General features: G+C 66.5%; 17 protein-coding genes. 6 read left to right on the top strand and 11 right to left on the bottom strand.

Translation table 11 applies throughout. The annotated features are described in order from the left end of the window. Positions 1–4: 4 nt before the first annotated feature. Entirely contained in the window at positions 5–751 is a 747-nt protein-coding gene (locus HMPREF2990_RS10305) for a phosphoglyceromutase (RefSeq protein WP_070764537.1), read from the bottom strand. Positions 752–841: 90 nt separating this feature from the next. Here HMPREF2990_RS10305 and HMPREF2990_RS10300 point away from each other — a divergent pair, with 90 nt between their 5' ends. Beyond that, on the top strand, positions 842–2017 hold the full coding sequence (locus HMPREF2990_RS10300; protein WP_070764536.1) for a chymotrypsin family serine protease: 1176 nt from the start codon (positions 842–844) through the stop codon (positions 2015–2017). Here the strand turns inward: HMPREF2990_RS10300 and mshA are convergent. Further along, entirely contained in the window at positions 2014–3282 is a 1269-nt protein-coding gene (gene mshA, locus HMPREF2990_RS10295; RefSeq protein ID WP_070764535.1) for a D-inositol-3-phosphate glycosyltransferase, read from the bottom strand. The two genes, HMPREF2990_RS10300 and mshA, sit on opposite strands and share 4 nt — an antisense overlap. A gap of 15 nt (positions 3283–3297) precedes the next feature. Further along, the gene (locus tag HMPREF2990_RS10290; RefSeq protein ID WP_070764534.1) at positions 3298–4293 is read right to left on the bottom strand and encodes a MinD/ParA family ATP-binding protein; all 996 of its coding nucleotides are present in this window, start codon (positions 4291–4293) and stop codon (positions 3298–3300) included. Between the two features lie 168 nt (positions 4294–4461). Here HMPREF2990_RS10290 and HMPREF2990_RS10285 point away from each other — a divergent pair, with 168 nt between their 5' ends. After that, positions 4462–6162 (top strand): long-chain-fatty-acid--CoA ligase, encoded by a 1701-nt coding sequence (locus tag HMPREF2990_RS10285; RefSeq protein ID WP_070764533.1) that lies wholly within the window; start codon positions 4462–4464, stop codon positions 6160–6162. A 43-nt stretch (positions 6163–6205) separates the two neighbouring features. Continuing rightward, entirely contained in the window at positions 6206–7948 is a 1743-nt protein-coding gene (locus tag HMPREF2990_RS10280) for a long-chain-fatty-acid--CoA ligase (protein ID WP_070764532.1), read from the top strand. Here HMPREF2990_RS10280 and HMPREF2990_RS10275 read toward each other — a convergent pair. Further along, positions 7945–9027: a UDP-N-acetylmuramate dehydrogenase gene (locus HMPREF2990_RS10275; protein WP_070764561.1), complete on the bottom strand. Its 1083-nt coding sequence runs from the start codon at positions 9025–9027 to the stop codon at positions 7945–7947. The genes HMPREF2990_RS10280 and HMPREF2990_RS10275 overlap by 4 nt on opposite strands. Between HMPREF2990_RS10275 and HMPREF2990_RS10270 the strand changes: the two genes are divergently transcribed. The 3 genes from HMPREF2990_RS10270 to HMPREF2990_RS10260 are packed head-to-tail and all read left to right on the top strand — an operon-like array spanning position 8989 to position 11087. Further along, entirely contained in the window at positions 8989–9480 is a 492-nt protein-coding gene (locus tag HMPREF2990_RS10270; RefSeq protein WP_070764531.1) for a DUF2505 domain-containing protein, read from the top strand. The genes HMPREF2990_RS10275 and HMPREF2990_RS10270 overlap by 39 nt on opposite strands. Next, entirely contained in the window at positions 9481–10296 is an 816-nt protein-coding gene (locus HMPREF2990_RS10265) for a class I SAM-dependent methyltransferase (protein WP_070764530.1), read from the top strand. It abuts the gene before it with no gap. Positions 10297–10301: 5 nt separating this feature from the next. Then, entirely contained in the window at positions 10302–11087 is a 786-nt protein-coding gene (locus HMPREF2990_RS10260; RefSeq protein WP_070764529.1) for an LmeA family phospholipid-binding protein, read from the top strand. A 16-nt stretch (positions 11088–11103) separates the two neighbouring features. Here the strand turns inward: HMPREF2990_RS10260 and HMPREF2990_RS10255 are convergent, their stop codons facing one another. From HMPREF2990_RS10255 to HMPREF2990_RS10225, 7 genes are all read right to left on the bottom strand, one after another. Then, the gene (locus tag HMPREF2990_RS10255; protein WP_070764528.1) at positions 11104–11628 is read right to left on the bottom strand and encodes a hypothetical protein; all 525 of its coding nucleotides are present in this window, start codon (positions 11626–11628) and stop codon (positions 11104–11106) included. A gap of 15 nt (positions 11629–11643) precedes the next feature. Further along, positions 11644–11907: a DUF2516 family protein gene (locus tag HMPREF2990_RS10250; RefSeq protein ID WP_070764560.1), complete on the bottom strand. Its 264-nt coding sequence runs from the start codon at positions 11905–11907 to the stop codon at positions 11644–11646. Positions 11908–11964: 57 nt separating this feature from the next. Further along, positions 11965–12498, bottom strand: coding sequence for a CGLAU_01105 family protein (locus tag HMPREF2990_RS10245; protein ID WP_070764527.1), 534 nt, complete (start codon positions 12496–12498; stop codon positions 11965–11967). Between the two features lie 13 nt (positions 12499–12511). Beyond that, positions 12512–13792, bottom strand: a complete 1281-nt coding sequence (locus HMPREF2990_RS10240) for a DUF445 domain-containing protein (protein ID WP_070764526.1) — start codon at positions 13790–13792, stop codon at positions 12512–12514. A gap of 124 nt (positions 13793–13916) precedes the next feature. Next, on the bottom strand, positions 13917–14288 hold the full coding sequence (locus HMPREF2990_RS10235; protein WP_038587982.1) for a hypothetical protein: 372 nt from the start codon (positions 14286–14288) through the stop codon (positions 13917–13919). A gap of 66 nt (positions 14289–14354) precedes the next feature. Then, positions 14355–15104: a succinate dehydrogenase/fumarate reductase iron-sulfur subunit gene (locus HMPREF2990_RS10230; protein WP_070764525.1), complete on the bottom strand. Its 750-nt coding sequence runs from the start codon at positions 15102–15104 to the stop codon at positions 14355–14357. Further along, on the bottom strand, positions 15104–17173 hold the full coding sequence (locus HMPREF2990_RS10225) for a fumarate reductase/succinate dehydrogenase flavoprotein subunit (protein ID WP_038587976.1): 2070 nt from the start codon (positions 17171–17173) through the stop codon (positions 15104–15106). Before HMPREF2990_RS10225 ends, HMPREF2990_RS10230 begins: the two co-directional genes overlap by 1 nt. Positions 17174–17190: the final 17 nt, after the last annotated feature.

The following is a 17190-nucleotide window of genomic DNA, read 5'->3' as shown; positions in this document are numbered from 1 at the left end:
CGAACTACTTCTGGCCCTGGTTTGCCACTGCAGCGGCACCGGCAGCGGCCGCCTCCGGGTCCAGGTAGGTGCCACCCGGGTTGAGTACCTTGCCCTCCGCGTCAATCTCGTAGACCAGCGGCATGCCCGTGGGGATGTTCAGCCCGGCAATCTCTTCCTCAGAGATGTTGTCCAGGTACTTCACCAGCGCGCGCAGGGAATTGCCGTGCGCGGCGACCATGACGTTCTTGCCCGCGAGCACCTCCGGCAGGATCACGTCAATGTAGTAAGGCAGGAAGCGGGCCACCACGTCCTTAAGGCACTCGGTGCGCGGCACCTCCGGCAGGAAGGAGTAGCGCACGTCGTGCGTCTGCGAGTACTCGTTTTCCGGGTCAATCTCCGGCGGCGGGGTGCCGTAGGAACGACGCCAGGTCATGAACTTTTCCTCGCCGAACTCATCGCGGATCTCGGCCTTGTTCAGGCCCTGCAGCTTGCCGTAGTGGCGCTCGTTCAGACGCCAGTTGCGGTGCACCGGGATCCAGTGGCGATCAGCGGCGTTCAACGCAATGTTGGCGGTACGGATCGCGCGGCGCAGCAGCGAAGTAAACACGACGTCCGGTTCGACGTTGTGCTCCTTCATCAGCTTGCCGGCGTTCACCGCTTCCTTCTCGCCCTGCTCAGTCAGGTTGACATCGACCCAGCCGGTGAACTGGTTGGACTTGTTCCACTCGCTTTGCCCGTGACGGACAAGAATCAGCTTTCCGTTGCTCATACCCCCAGCATGCCACGAATCGCGGACCCATGCTTTAGAATCGTCACATCTACCACCCGCTACGCTGACGTCTACTAGCAAAGGCACCCTGTGAAGTTACACCGCTTCCGCGCAGCCACGCTCGCCGTGCTCGCCACCGCACTCATCGCCCCACTCACCCCCACCGTGAACTCCGCACAAGCGGCCGAGCCCGCACTCGTCGCCCCCGGCGGCGCGTTCCGCGTGTTCGCGCAAGACCCGCCGAAGCACCTGCCCGCGGGCGGGGGTGTCAACGTGGTCATTCCACCGGAGGCCTCCGCCGCCGCCTGCTCCCAGGGACCGAACGGCACGATCCGCGGGCAGCGCGTCATGCTCACCGCCGGTCACTGCCTGGCAGCAGACAAAGACAGCCCGAAGATGGGCGAGCGGGTCACCGTGCCGGTCAACCGCCAGTACGTGCCCATCGGCACGCGCGGGAAGGTACACAAGCCTACCGACTACGAAAACACCTTCTGGCCGCACGAGTTCTTCTGGGACACCATCAACACCGACGACTGGGGCATCGTGCAGCTTCACGACGGCGTGCCGGCCACCAGTCTCTCCCAGTCCCGCGATGCGGGCGGCCGTACCCACGGCGCGCCGGTGCGCCTGCGCAGCATCCGCGACCGGCCGACCCTGCCGCACAACACCTTCAGCACCGACAACTTCGGCGAGCCGATCTGCAAGGACGGTGCCACCACGGGCCGCAGCTGCGGCACCCAGATCGGGCGCAGCCGCAACGGCGTCTACAGCTGGGGCCTGTACTACGGCTTCGGCGATTCCGGCGGCATCAACTACGACCCCAACGACGGTGCCGTCGTGGGCGTGACCTCCATGGGGCTCGGCCCCCTGGGCAAGGCGCAGCCCGCCGACCGCATCATCGAGACCGCCTACGGCGTGCCCGACGGCCAGGTCAACAAGGAGTTCAAGCTCGAGGACTCCACCGCCCCGCACGCCAACTTCACCCCGCTGAACACCGAGCAACAGCGAATCACCGACACCGTCAAGCAGGAAAACCCGGACCTGCAGCTGTACACGCCCGAGGAGGCCTGGAACAAGGCTATCGACGCCGCGCAGACCGACGCCGCCATCGTCGCCGATCGCGCCGGCAAGGTCCGCACCATCGATGAGGCCCAGAAGCTGGCGGACACCGCGGCCTTTGCCGCCAACCACCACGCCGCTCAGCTTTCCGCCACCGGCACCAACTACGCGATCAGCAACCTCGCGGGCATGGGCAGCTCGAACTAGCCGCCGATGGCGCGGCGCTCGCCCGCGCCCGGCGCGAAGTCGGCGATCGTCTCCTTATACACGCCCACCAGCGTCTTTGCGCTTTCCTGCCAGCTGAAGGTGGCGGCGTGGGCGACGGCGGCTTCGCCCATGGAGATCCGCAGCGCGTCGTCGCTAAGCAAAGCCCCTAGCGCCTCGGCCCACGCGCCAGGCTCATGCCCATCCACCAGCTGGCCGGTGGACCCGTCCGCGACGGCGAGCGGGAGCCCGCCCACGCGCGCGGCGACGACCGGCGTACCCGTGGCCTGGGCCTCGACCGCGACCAGGCCGAAGGACTCGTTGTAACTCGGCACGGCGACCACATCCGCCGCCTGGTAGACCGCCACCAGCTCCTCGGGTGGCCGCGGGCCAAGGAAGCGCACGAGGTGCGCGACCCCCTCCTCCCGCGCAAGCTGCACGTAGCGCTCGACGCTGGCACCGCTTCCCGACGCCCCGCCGCAGATCACCGCGCGCAGCGGCAGCTCCGGGTGTGTGCGGTGTAGCTCGCCGAGCGCCCGGATGAGCACCTGCGGGCCCTTGAAATCCTGCAACCGGCCCACAAACGCGACGACCTTGGCGTGCAGCGGGATGCCCAGCTGGCGGCGGGCAAGCTCCGTGTTGCGGTTCGTGCCCGGAGTAAACAGCTCCGTGTCGGCACCCGGGGTGACCACGCGGATCCTGCAGGGGTCCACGTCGTAGTGGCGCGCCAGCTGATCGATCTCGTCTTCCGTGTTCACCACCAGGCAATCGGCGTTATCCACCAACTGCTGCTCGCAGATGCGCCTGGCCTCAGCCTCCATCTCGCCACTCGACGCCGCGTTTTTGACCGCGGCCCAGGTGTGCCCGGTGTGCACGAGCGGAATCCCAGCCAGGTCCGCGAGCAGCCAGCCGACCTGCCCGGAAAGCCAGTAGTGGGAATGGATCAGGTCGTAGTCCAGGCCGTGGGCGCGCGTAAACTGCACTACCCCGCCGGCGAATGCGGCGAGCTGGGTGGGCAATTCCTCTTTGCTTAAGCCCTCGTAGGGGCCAGCCACGATGTTGATCACCCGCAGGCCTTCACATACCTCGACCACCTCGCCCTGGCTGGGGCGGGTGGCGCGCGTGTACACGTCGACGCACACGCCCTGCCGGGCCAGGCCCTTGGCCACGTTGAAGGTGTAGACGTTCATGCCGCCGGCGTCGCCCACGCCTGGCTGCTCCAAAGGCGAGGTGTGCATTGAAATCATCGCGACGCGTAGTTGGCCCATAAGGCACAAGCGTACTTAGTGGGCGGCGTGCTTGTGCCAGGCACCGAAATCGCTGGCCATATCGGCGGCAAGGTGCTGGTAGGCGCGCTTGGTCTCGGTGGCGAGCCGGTCGAGGTCCACCACCGCCCCCTCGGCCAGGTGCCGGTCATACGGGATGGTGTGGACCGCCCGGGCGCGGGAGGCGAAGTGCGCGGAAAGCTTCGCTGTGTCGATGGTGGGCCTGCCCGGCGCGGCCGCGGAGATGACCACGGTGGAGTTCGCAGCCAGCTGGTCGTAGCCGTGCAGGTTGAGCCAGTCCAGGGTCGCCGAGGCGGACTGCGCCCCGTCGAGCGCGGGCGAGGTGACCAGCACGAGCGCGTTGGCCAGGTCGAGCACGCCCGCCATAGCGGAGTGCATCAGGCCGGTGCCGCAGTCGGTGAGGATCACGTTGTAGTGGTGCTGCAGGATGTCGATGGAGCGGCGATAGTCCAGCTCCGAGAAGGCCTCGGAGACCGCCGGGTCACGCTCGGAGCCGATGACCTCGAGCCGGGACGTGGCCTGGTTGGTAAAGGCGCGCACCTGCGGGTAGCGCGAGGTATCTGGCGCGGCGAGCAGGTCGCGGATGGTGGCCGGGCTGATCGCTGCGGCGCGCTGCGCCAGGGTGCCCAAGTCCGGGTTGGCATCGATAGCGATAACTCGGTCGCCGCGGGTCTCGGCGAACACGCCGCCGAGCGCCACCGTGGTGGTGGTTTTGCCCACCCCGCCCTTCAGGCTCATCACCGCGATGCGGTAGTCGCCGCGCAGCGGGGCGCGGATGCCTGCGATCAGCCGCTCGTACTCGAGCTCTTTGCGCGACCCGCCCGGGTTGATCCTGCCCCGGCTGGCCGCGTGGACGAGCTTGCGCCAGCCCGCTTTCGGCGGCGCTTTGACCGGGTCGACCAGGTTGGAGTGGTCGAGTGCGGGCGGCGGAGCGAGCTCGACGGTGTTATCGCTGTGAGCATTGCGTCCAGCTAGCTCAGCATACGTGGTCATGAAATTTCCCCCCAAAATTCCCCTCGTGTGTCGTTGGGCACCAAGCCTAAGGCAGGGCCGCGGGGCGTGCAATGGGAGCGAATAAATTTCCCAGAATCCCCCGAACCTACTGTTCCGTAGGTTATACTCGCACCCTGTTAGTTACCAACAACTAAGGAGATACGACGTATGGGAGCGCACGAGACCGCCAGGCCCTGGATCCAGCAATACGCGGCATGGACCGACCCGAACCCCAAGATCGGGAGCGACACGCTGGTCAGCATGTTCAACCGGGTCATGGCCACCACGCCGAAGAATCCAGCCACCTGGTTCATGGGCAAAACGCTCACCTACGAGGAGCTCAACACCAAGGTCTCTCGCTTCGCTTCGCAGCTCTACGGCCTCGGGGTGCGCGCCGGCGACCGCGTCGCCGTCGCCCTGCCGAACTGCCCGCAGCACATCATTGCCGTCACCGCGATCCTCCGCCTGGGTGCGATCGTGGTGGAGCACAACCCGCTCTACACCTCCTACGAGCTGCGGAGTCAGTTCCTGGACCACGGGGCAAAGGTCGCCATCGTCTTTGACCGACAAGCGGCGACCTTCACCGCTCTGACCGAACGGACCCCGCTAGAGACGGTCATCTCGGTCAACATGATCGAGGAAATGCCCTGGACCACCAAGGCGGTGCTGTCCATCCCGATCGGCCCGATCAAGTCCAAGCGCAAGGAGCTCAGCACACCCGCGCCCGGCACGATCAGCTTTTCCAGCCTGGTTGCCACCCCGCAGCAGGCGGTACCCACCCCACAGGTGGAGCCGGAAGACACCGCGATCATGATCTACACCTCCGGCACCACCGGCGAGCCCAAGGGCGTGCCGCTGACCCACCGCAACATCGTCTCCGTGCTCACGGCCGGTCTCTCCTGGCTGGAGAACTGGGGCGCGGTGGAGGAAAAGGTCCTCGCTGTCCTGCCGCTGTTCCACATCTACGGCTTTGCGCTTAACTACGGTCTGCCGCTGACCTGCGGCGGGCAGATGGTGCTCGTGCCCGCGCCGAAGCCGGAGCTCTACCAGCCCGCCATCACCAAGACTCGCCCCACCGTCCTGCCCGGCGTGCCCACGCTCTACGACCGCATCATCGATTGGGCGCTGGAGTCGAACGCGGACCTCTCCTCCATCCACACCTCCATCTCCGGCGCGGCAACCCTGCCCGCACCCACCATTGAGCGTTGGGAACAGGCCACCGGCGGCCGCCTGATCGAGGGTTACGGACTCACCGAGACCTCACCCATCCTGGCCGGCAACCCGCTGGACGGCTCCCGCAGGCCCGGCTACATCGGCCTGCCCTTCCCCAACACCGAGATCCGCATTGCTAACCCGGATAACCCGGCGGAGACGATGCCTCCCGGCGAGCCCGGCGAGCTCCTCGCCCGCGGCCCGCAGGTCTTCGGCGGCTACTTGAACAAGCCGGAGGCCACCGAGCGCGCCTTCCACGACGGCTGGTTCCGCACCGGCGACATGGCCGTCATGGAGGAAGACGGGTGGATCAAGCTGGTCGCCCGCATCAAGGAGATCATCATCACCGGCGGCTTCAACGTCTACCCGGACGAGGTGGAGCAGGTCATGCGCGAGCACCCGGACATCACCGACATCGCGGTGGTCGGCCGCCCGCGCGAAGACGGCTCGGAGGATGTGGTGGCGTGCGTGACGCTTCGCGACGGTGCGGCGCTGGACCCGGACGGCATGAAGGCCTACGCGCGCGAAAGGCTCACCCGCTACAAGGTGCCGCGCACCTTCTACCACTTCGAAGAGCTCAATCGCGACCAGACGGGGAAGGTGCGGCGTCGAGAAGTGCAGGAGACGCTCATGGGCATGCTGAACGCCGACAGCTAAGCGCGCCACACCCCGAAAGCTACGGGAGCGTAAGGTGTGTGGCATGTCTTCCACAGTGCAACCATCCAACACTGGCGCAACCCCCGATCCGAACACAGAGAAGCCCTGGCTGCAGTACTACCCGGAGTGGACCGCCCACTCCCTGGAGTACGGCACCACCACTCTGCCGGAGATGTACCAGCAGAACCTGGAGAAGAACGCCCACAAGCCGGCGGCGACCTTCTTCGGCCGCACGCTCACCTTCGCCGACCTGGACCGCGATGTGCGCCGCGCCGCTGCAGGACTCAAAGCCTTCGGCGTGCGCGAGGGCGACCGCGTGGCCATCATGCTGCCAAACTGCCCGCAGCACATCGTCGCCTTCTACGCCGTCCAGCTGCTCGGCGGCGTGGTGGTGGAGCACAACCCGCTCTACACGGCCAACGAGCTGCGCCCGCAGTTCGCCGACCACGGGGCACGCATCGCCATCGTGTGGGATAAAACCGCAGACACGCTGGAGAAGCTGCGCGCGGACACCTCACTTGAAACGGTCGTCAGCGTGGACATGACCCGCGCGATGCCGCGTTTGCAGCGCCTCGCACTGCGCATCCCCATCCCGAAGCTCCGCGAGGCGCGCGCCCAGCTCACCGGCCCCTGCACCAACACGGTGCCTTTCGAGGCGCTCACCGGCTCCGCCATCGGCGGCGAGGGCACAGACCTGGAAATCCCGGCAACGCTCACCCCCGACTCGCCCGCCGTGGTGCTCTACACCTCCGGCACGACCGGCGCGCCGAAGGGCGCGGTGCTCACCCACGCCAACCTGCACGCCAACACAGTGCAGGGCCGCGCTTGGGTCAAGGAGCTGCAGGAGCCGGGCCAGCGCATGCTCGCTACCCTGCCCTTCTTCCATGCCTACGGCCTGACCTTCTCGCTCACACTCATGATGTTGGTGGGCAGCGAGCTCGTCCTACTCCCCGCGCCGAAGATGGACCTGATCATGAGCGCGCTGAAGAAGCGACCGCCGAGCTTCATTCCGGGCGTACCCACCGTGTTCGAGCGCATCGTGAAGACCGCGCGCGAGCAGAACGTGGACATGTCCAAGGTGAAGGTCGGCTTCTCCGGCGCTTCCTCCCTGCCCGCCGAGGTCATCGAGGAGTGGGAGGCCATTACCAGCGGCCACCTGGTGGAGGGCTACGGGCTGACCGAGACCTCGCCGATCATCGTGGGCAACCCGCGCACCGCGGACCGCCGCCCCGGCTACATCGGCATCCCCTTCCCGGACACCCAGATCCGCATCGTTAACGAGAAGAACCTGGACGAGGACATGCCCTACGGCGAGGAGGGCGAGATCCTGGCGAAGGGCCCGCAGGTCTTCGGCGGCTACTTCAACAACCCGGAGGCCACCGAGCGCGCCTTCCACGACGGTTGGTTCCGCACCGGCGACATGGGCGTGATGGAGGAGGACGGCTTTATCAAGCTGGTTTCTCGCATCAAGGAGCTCATCATCACCGGCGGGTTCAACGTCTACCCCGCCGAGGTAGAAGAGGTCATGCGCAAGCACCGCGACGTGGTCGACGTCGCCGTGGTGGGCCGCCCCCGCGAAGACGGCTCGGAGGACGTCGTCGCCTGCGTGGTACTCCGCGACGGCGCAGCGCTCGACCCGGAGGGACTCAAGGAGCACGCGCGCGAGAACCTCACCCGCTACAAGGTGCCGCGCACCTTCTACCACTTCGAGGAGCTGGCCCGCGACCAGATGGGCAAGATCCGCCGCCGCGAGGTCCGCGAGGACCTGCTGCGCATGCTGGGCTAAAGGCCCACCCACACGGGCTCAGGCACGAGGGCTACGCCGAAGCGCTTCTCGACGCCACGCTGCACCCGCCGCGCCAAGTCCGCAATATCATCCGCGCTCGCCCCACCACGATTGGTCAGGGCGAGCGTGTGCTTTGTGGACAGCCGCGCCGGCGCGTCCTCGCCTGGGAAGCCGCGCGGGAAGCCTGCGCGTTCGATGAGCCAGGCCGCCGATAGCTTCTCCCTCCCGTCGGGCTGGGCAAAACGCGGCATGCCCTCCTCGCCTACCTCGCGTTCGATTCGGTCCGCCAGCGCCGTATCCACGACGGGGTTGGTGAAAAAGGAACCGGCCGACCAGGTGTCGTGGTCTTCCGGGTCCAGCACCATCCCCTTCTGCCTGCGGGTTTGAAGCACCGAGGCGCGCGCCTCGGCAAGCGGGACGCGTTCGCCACCCAAGTGGCGCAGCGGGGCGGAGAGCTCGCGGCGCTCCAGCTCGATCTCCAGCTCAAGCACCACGGCACGGTTGGTGAACTTCAGGTTGGAGTAGCGGTACGCCAAATCCAGGGAGCTGGCGGGCACCCACTCGTCCTGCTTCGTCTCGCGGTTGTACAGGCGCACGCGCGTGAGTACGTCGGCGATCTCCGCGCCGTACGCCCCCACGTTCTGCACCGGGGTCGCACCCGCCGAGCCCGGGATGCCGGATAGGGCCTCGATGCCGGCCAGGCCGTGCTCGACCGCGTAGGCCACCACGTCGTCCCAAACGGTGCCCGCGCCGATGCGGAGGGTGGCGTGGGTGGTGGACGAGGCGGCGTCGAGAAGCGAGATGCCCGCGTTCGCCGCGACAACCGCAACGATGTCCAACTGCCCCTCCGCCACGAGCAAGTTCGAGCCGCCGCCCACCACCAGCAGTGGGGTGCCCGCCGCATCGAGGCGCGCGACGGTGGCGGCGAGCTCCTCGGCGTGTGTGCAACGGATCAGGTCAGCGGGGGTGCCGCCGACGCGGAGCGTGGTCAGGGAGGCGAAAGATGAATCAGACACCCCACCAACGGTAGTCTGTTCATCATGACTGCACGTAGTGAAACCACCGTAACCATCAACCAGCCGGCCGAGAAGGTCGCCGAAGCCTACTCGACCCAGGCGTACTGGGAGTTCATCGCGGAGAAGCTCTCCCCGGAGCCGGGCCAGCTGCACGAGTTCACCGGTGAGACCGCCACCCTGTTTGAGGTGCTGCCGAAGTCCATCCTTCCCGAGGCCGCGCAGGCAATGATCAGCCAGGACCTCAAGCTCAAGCGCGTGGTCAACGTCGGCAAGCTGGACGGCAACACCGCCACCCACACCTTCACCGGTGATGTGAAGGGCACCCCGGTCGACTTCTCCGGCGAGATCACCATGACCGGCGAGGGCGAGACCACCACCCTGGCCTACGACAACGAGGCGAAGGTGGACATCCCGTTCATGGGCGCTGCGCTCGAGCCGAAGGTGGCCGAGGCGCTCGAGGAGATCGTGGAGAACGAGGCCAAGCTCACCGAGCAGTGGATTGCGGAGAACCTGTAAATCTCCCCGCACCACCACAACCTTCGGGCGCAGGCCGGTCCCGGCAGGCCGTACGGGGTGATCACCCGCGGCACGACCGGGTATAACCGCCTGCGCCGTTGCGATCGCTGGGCCTTTTACAACCCGGCGATCCGCTCCCTGTTGCGGAGCGCACCGTCCCCGCTCGCGCTCGACGTGGGCTACGGCGCCTCGCACACCACCACCGTCGAGTGGGCGCGCTGGCTACGCCGCATCACCCCGTCCACCGAGGTCGTGGGGCTGGAGATCCACCCCGATAGGGTGCTGCCGCCGCGCGACGGGGTGCGCTTCGAGCTTGGCGGCTTCGAGCTCGCCGGCTACCGGCCGCACCTCGTGCGCGCTTTCAACGTGCTGCGCCAGTACGACGTCGCTGAGGTCGGTGAGGCCTGGCGCACCGTCTGTGAGCGGCTCGCACCCGGCGGCATGTTTATCGAGGGCACCTGCGATGAGCTCGGCCGCCGCGCCACCTGGGTGCTTCTCGACGCCTCCGGCCCGCGCTCCCTCACCCTCGCCTGGGACCCCTTCGACGTGACCACCCCAGGCGATGTCGCCGAGCGCCTGCCCAAGGTGCTCATCCACCGCAATGTGCCGGGCGAGCGCATCCACGCGCTGCTTGCCGACGCCGACGCCGCCTACGCCCACGCCGCCGCCTTCGAGCCCTACGGACCCCGCGTCCGCTGGCGCGAAGCCCGCAAGGAGCTCATCGCTTCAGGCTGGCCCATCCAGCCGGTGCGCCGGCCCTTGCGCGACAACGTGCTCACCGTGGACTGGTCGGCGGTGGCCCCTGCCGTACACTAGGCCGCATGAAAACTGCGTGGAAAGTCATCGTCGGCATCCTTGCCGTGCTGCTCGTCCTCCTGCTCATCGCCGAGGGCGGGATCCGCATGTTCATGGCCAACCAGATCACCTCCGAGTACTCGGCGGGCGCGGAGTCTGCCGCTGAGTCCGGTGAGGCCGCCGAGCCTGCTGAGCCCAAGGTGTCTTTTGGCCCGCAGCCGGTGATCTTCGGGCTCGCCTCCGGCAAGCTGCCGCACATCGAGATCGAAACGCCGTCGACCCTGGTGGTCAACGGCGACGAGATCTACGGCGAGCCCGCCTCGCACGTGCTGATGGACAACATGCGCTACGGCTCCGGCGAGCCCATCGCCGACTCGCTGCGCCTGGACACCGAGCTGACCAACGACTTGATCCGCGCCATCCTCAACCAGCAGTTGCGCGAGCAGATGGGCGAGGACTCCTTCCTCAGCGGCATCATCACCGTCTCCGATGTGAACACCGACCCCGAGGCTGGCACCATCCACATCGCGTTCAGCGGCGGGGCGGCTAGCCTGGACCTCAAACCGATCACCGAGGCCGGACAGATGCGCTTCGAGGCCACCGGCACCAAACTTTTCGGCTTTGACCTGCCGGACGAGGTCGCGGGTTCGCTGAGCGACGCGATGCAGCAGGGCATGGAGGACCAGGGTGCTGGCCAGCTACGCATTGAGGACTTCACCGTTGTCCCCGGCGGGGTGCGCGTGACCATGGCTGGCGAGAACGTGAACTTCAACGACCTGCAGCAGATGCAGGGCCAGAACTTCGGGGCCTAGGTAGATCTAGGCGGGCTTAAGCTGGCCTAGCGAACACGCGGGCCGCGCCCGCCTCCAGCCACTCGATCGCGGCCTCCTGGCCCGGCTCGGCGTCATAGACGCAGATGCCCAGGGTGGTTGCCGGCAGAGGGGCGGACGCGGGCACCGCCAGGCACGACGCGCCGAGCTGCTCGGCGACGCGCACCGCAGCCGGATCGGGCGTGCCGGGGCAGACGATGCCGACTTCAACGGTGAGGGATTGGTGGACCGCGATGGCGTCGGCAAGCATGGCGTCTGGCGCGGCATCGGGGTCTAAGGCGAGCCACAGCGCGTCCGCACCTGACTCTGCGGCGAGACGCGCTTCGGCGGCCTTGATCACGCTGTGGTGACGGCCCGTGGGCCAACCCACCACGGCAATGACCTTCAGACCGGTGCGCACTGCCTGCGGGATCTGGGTCGGCTCGACGACCAGCCCGGCCGTGCCCGGGTCTGCAGGCAGGTGGAAGGGCTCACCGGCGACGAAGGTGCCGCGGCGGGTGGCCAGCCACTCGGTGTCATCCATTGGCGCGTAAGGGGGCTAGTAGCCGTAGTTGCCGTTGAGGATGCCGTCGATCTGTGGCTTGACATCAAACCAGTAGATGCCGATCGCGACGGCACCGAACCACATCACGAACGGGAAGCTGAGCAGGCACACCAGGCCGGACATGGCCAGGATCGCGCACCAGGCGCCCTTGGACTGCCGGTCCGCGGCGTCGAAGGCGTCCGGGCGGGTGGTGGCCGCGAAGTAGAGGCCGACGAAGCCGGCGATTCCCACCATCAGGAACAACGCGGCGCTCACCATGCTCGGGATCGACGCAACAAGGCCGACAGTGCTCAGATCAAAGGGAATGGGCATGTGTTACTTTCCATCCTCGGCAACGATTTCGCCCTCGATGATATCCGGCGTCTCCTCCTTGCCAGCAAACTGCTCCTGCACGCGCCCGAAGAGATCCTCCAGGCGCTGGCGGACGTCCTCGAGCACGCCGTCAGTGTCCTTGGCGCGCAGCTCATCAATCTTGCTGTTAAACGTGCTGCGCGCGTCCTCCACCGTGCTGCGCAGGGTGGACATAACCTCGTCGGAGAACTCCAGGTCGCGCTTCTGGAAGGCCTGGAACTGCTTCTCCGCCTCGGCCACAAAATTGGAGGCCGCCGCGCGCACCTCGCTCTCATCGGCGGCGCTATCCAGGCGCTCGCGCGCACTCGCGGTGGCTGCCTTGAGCTTGCCCGGCAGGTCTTCAGCGTACTTGCCCGCCTGCTTGCTCAGCAGCGAGCCGAGCGAGGAACCGGCGGCAAGCAGGGCCTGGCCCGCGTCGCGCAGGTTGGCGCGCAGCCCGTCGGCATCGCTCCCGGTCTCCGGTGCGGTGTGCTTGCCCGAGGAAGTGTGCTTAGTCATGGATCATCCTTTGTTAGAAAAAGAGCAGTTGCGACACAGTGTAAATAACCAGACCGGCGAGCGCACCCACGATCGTGCCGTTGAGGCGAATGAACTGCAGGTCCTTGCCCACCATCAGCTCGATTTTGTCGGAAGCCTCGCGCCCGTCCCAGCGCTGGATCGTCTCCGCAATAATGCCGACGATCTGGTCCGCGCCGTTGTCGGCGGCGTAGTGCACCGCCTTCTCCAGCTTCTCCGCTGCCGCGGCGCGCACCTGCTCGTCGTGCGCCAGCTTCTCGCCCCACTCCTGCGCGGCGCTTGCCACCTTGCGACGCAGCAAGCTGTCCGCATCCGAGGCGTTGGCGATGAGTGCCTCGGAGACCTGCGCCCAGATGTTGCCCGCGGCAGCGGTCACCGCGTTCGAGCCCATCACGTCGGTCTTCAGCGCCTCGACGCGCGCGATCATCTCCCCGTCGAACTGCAGGTCCTGGGCGAACTGGTTGAGCTGGCGGCGGATCGCACGGCGGGCCTCGTGATTCGGGTCATGGTCTACCTCAGCCATGAATTTCACCAGCTCGGAATAGACCTTCTCCCCCACCAGGTCCTTGGCAAACTTGGGAGCCCAGCGGGGCATGCGCTCGTCGATAAGCGTGATGATGCTCTCCTCCATCCCACCGAGCTTGGTGCGGGACCAGGCGATGATGTCATCCACGATGGGTTCGGCCTTGCCGTCGGCGATGAAGCCGTCGAGCGCACGGCCGAGCGGCGGGCCCCACGTCGGCTCCGCGAGCCGGTCTATCAGCTGCGTGTTGATGAGTGCCTCCGCATCCGCCGAGTCGATGCCGCGCACCAGGCGGACGGTGAAGACGCCGACCTCTTCGCTCACGCGTTCGGCGTTTGCAGGCTGCGCGAGCCACGCGCCGACGCGCTCGGGCAGCTTGGCCTCCATCACCTTCTGCGTGATCGTCTGTGCGTTGAGGAAGTTCTCGCTCACGAACTCGCTGAGCGCGTCGGCGACCTGGTCCTTCTTGTTGGGGATGATCGCCGTGTGCGGGATCGGGATGCCCATGGGATAGCGGAACAGGGCGGTCACGGCGAACCAGTCGGCGAGCCCGCCGACCATGCCGGCCTCCGCGGCCGCGCGCACGTACCCCACCCAGGCGGGCGCGCTACCGGTGGATTGCCACCAGGAGCAGGACAGGAAGATCACCGCCATCAGCCCAAGCAGGCTGGTAACGAAGATCTTGTGGTTTCTTAAAGTCCGCCGCCGCGCCTCTTCATTCGCGGGCGCGGGCATGAGCGCGTGCTGAGCCATACCCCGATTATGGCAGGGCAGGTACTGCGGGCTCGACTCAAGTCACGAGTGGCCGCGCACGCAAAACTCCCCGCCCGAGAACCTCTGCGTTCCCGGACGGGGAGTTTAAGATTTGGCGCAGTGACTAGTTCACGCGGCCGGTGGCCTTGCGGTAGGCCTTGTAGTCCTTACGACCCACGCCCAACAGGGCAGCGCCACCGACGAGGGTGAGGACCATCTCAACCACGCCGATGATGAGCATGATCTGGGCGTAGTCGTGCTGCTGAGCGCCGAAGCCGTAGAGCATTGCGGCACCGCCCCACACAGCCATACCGAAACCGTGCAAGGAGGCCAGGATCAGCCCCATCGAGATCCAGGTGGCGTGCTTGTTCAGCGATGCATGGGGCGCGGCGAGGGAAACCGGGTCGTAGCCCTCAATGTAGGTGTCCTGAATAGCCGGCTCGTAGTCCGGGAAGGATTCGCTCCTGATGTCTGCAACAGCGTGCTCGGAAGCCATGATGACTCTTTTCTCTAGTCCTGCGTCAAATACTCGGTCAATACTCTGTCGTCATTATACGACGGCCTAGTCGTCGCCACCGCGGAAGGCTGCGCGCGCACGCTCGGCGTTGATTGCGCCGACCGCGTCCAGCGGGATACCCGCCGGGCACACATCCGCACACTCGCCGTAGAGCGAGCAGTGGCCGAAGTTGGTCTCCAGCTCGTCGACCATGTTGCGGGCACGACGGCCGCGCTCCTGCTTGCCCAGGGGCAGCAGCTTCAGGTGCTTGAGCTTCGCGCCCGTGAACAGGTGCGCAGCACCGTTCGGGCAGGCAGCCACGCAGGCACCGCAGCCGATGCAGGCGGCGTAGTCCAGCGCGGTCTCCGCGTCGTGGTGGTTGACAGCCAGCGTGTCGGCGTCCGGTGCAGTACCGGCGTTGACGGAGACGTAGCCGCCCTGCTGCATCACGCGGTCCAGTGCGGAGCGATCCACGGTGAGGTCCTTGATCACCGGGAACGAGCCGGAGCGGAAGGGCTCGATCTTCAGCGTGTCGCCGTCGTTGTAGTTGTACAGGCGCTGCAGGCAGGCCGTGATGTTCGTGTCGGCGCCGTGCGGGCGGCCGTTCACGCTCAGGCCACAGGTGCCACAGATGCCCTCGCGGCAGTCAGAGGCGAAGACGAAGGGCTCCTTGCCTTCCTCGACCAGGTTGTTGTTCACGTGGTCGAGGAGCTCCAGGATGGACATCTGCTCGACGGCGTCATCTACCTGCACCGTCTCAAAGTGCCCGTCAGTGTCGGGTCCGGCCTGACGCCAGATCTCAAGTGTCAGTTTCATTACTTGTAGTTCCTTGTCATCAGCGGGATCGAATCAAAGTACAGGGGTTCTGCGTGGCGAATGAACTCGCCCTCGCCAGCCGGCTCCCACGCGGAGACGAAGCACCAGTTCTCGTCGTCACGCTCAGCCTCGCCGTCCTCGGAGAGGTGATCCATGCGGTAGTGCGCACCACAGGACTCGTCACGGTCAAGCGCGTCGATGCACATGAGCTCGCCCAGGTTGATGTAGTCAGCCAGGCGGAGTGCGGCCTCGAGCGTCTGGTTCATCTCATCAGCGGAGCCCGGGACGGAGATGTTGGCACGGAAGTCCTCGCGCAGGGCGCGGATCTTCTTGATGCCCTCCTGCAGGCCCTCAACGGTACGGGAGACACCACAGTGCTCGTAGAGGATCTCGCCGAGCTGCTTGTGGAAGTACTCCGGGCCGTGCGGGTCATTGCCCTTGACGTTCATGATCTGCTCGACCATGTCCTTGGCGCGGTTGACAGCCTCGGCGACCTCCGGTGCGTCCTCCGCCAGGCGCTCCTCGCCGAGGTGGTTGGCCAGGTAGTTCGGCACCGTAAACGGCAGGGTGAACCAGCCATCGACGGAAGCCGACAGCAGGGAGTTCGCGCCCAGGCGGTTCGCGCCGTGGTAGGTCCAGGAGCACTCACCGGCGGCGAACAGGCCGTCGATGGACGTCATCTCGTTGAAGTCGGTCCACAGGCCGCCCATGGTGAAGTGGACGGTCGGGGCGATACGCATCGGAGCCTTGTACGGGTCCTCACCGGTGGAGTCCAGGTACATCTCGAACAGGTTGGAGTAGCGCTCGCGGATCGTGTCCTCGCCGAGGCGCTCGATTGCGTCGGCGAAGTCCAGGTACGCGGAGTTGTGCAGCGGGCCCACGCCGTAGCCGGCGTTGAGCTGCTGGGAGATGGCGCGGGATGCCACGTCACGCGGCACCAGGTTGCCGAACGCAGGGTAGCGGCGCTCGAGGAAGTAATCGCGCTCCTCTTCCGGAATGTCCTTCGGATCGCGGTCGTCGCCCTTCTCCTTCGGGGTCCAAATTCGACCGTCGTTACGCAGGGACTCCGACATCAGCGTCGTCTTCGCCTGCCACTCTGCGTTCACCGGCAGACCAGTCGGGTGGAACTGGATAAACGCCGGGGAGGCGAGGTAAGCGCCGCGCTCGTAGGCGCGCATCATGGCGGAAGAGTTGGAGTTCTTCGCCAGGGTGGTCTTGTGGTAGACGTTGCCGTAACCGCCGGTCGCCAGGATGACAGCGTGGCCGGTAAACGGCACGATCTCGCCGTTAATCAGGTTGCGGGTGACAATGCCGCGGCAGCGCTTCTTGCCGTCCTCTTCCGTGATGACCAGGTCCATCAGGTCGTTGTGGGTGAAGATCTCCACGTTGCCCAGGTGGATCTGGCGCTGCAGTGCCGACGCGGTGGACAGCTGCAGCTGCTGGCCCGTTTGGCCACGTGTGTAGTAGGTACGGGAGACCTGCACACCACCGAAGGAACGGGTGGCCAGGGTGCCGCCGTACTCACGGGCGAACGGTGCGCCGATGGCGTTCATGTGGTCGATCACGCGGACCGACTCGATGGCCAGACGCCAGCAGTCGGACTCGCGGCAGCGGTAGTCGCCGCCCTTGACGGTGTCCTTGGTGTGGCGGTACGCGCCGTCGTTGTCCACCTTCTTGCCGCGGGCGGAGTTGACGCCACCCTGCGCAGCGATGGAGTGCGCACGACGCGGTGCGTCGTGGTAGGTGAACGCCTTGACGTTGTAGCCCAGCTCACCGAGTGCGGCAGCTGCAGCGCCACCGGACAGGCCGGTGCCGACTACGAGCACGGTGAACTTGCGACGGTTCAGCGGGGAGACCAGGTTCATGTGGTCCTTCTGGTAGGCCCACATGTCCTTCATCCGGACCTCGTCGCGGTTCGGCTCGTTGGACTCGAGGACGTGACCCGGGGTCACACCAGGCGCGACGGACTCCGGCTGGCGGAAGCCCTGTGCGGTGTCCTGGGCAGCGGTGACAGTGGTGTCGGCTTCGCCGCTCTGTGCGCCCTGGTTGGCGTTGAATGCGGTAGTCATAGTTGTATTTCTCCTCT

Origin of the sequence: Corynebacterium sp. HMSC071B10, assembly GCF_001814825.1 — a bacterium.
Lineage (GTDB): Bacteria > Actinomycetota > Actinomycetes > Mycobacteriales > Mycobacteriaceae > Corynebacterium.
Note: the sequence above shows the minus strand (reverse complement) of the source record. Positions and strands in the feature narration are given on the sequence as shown.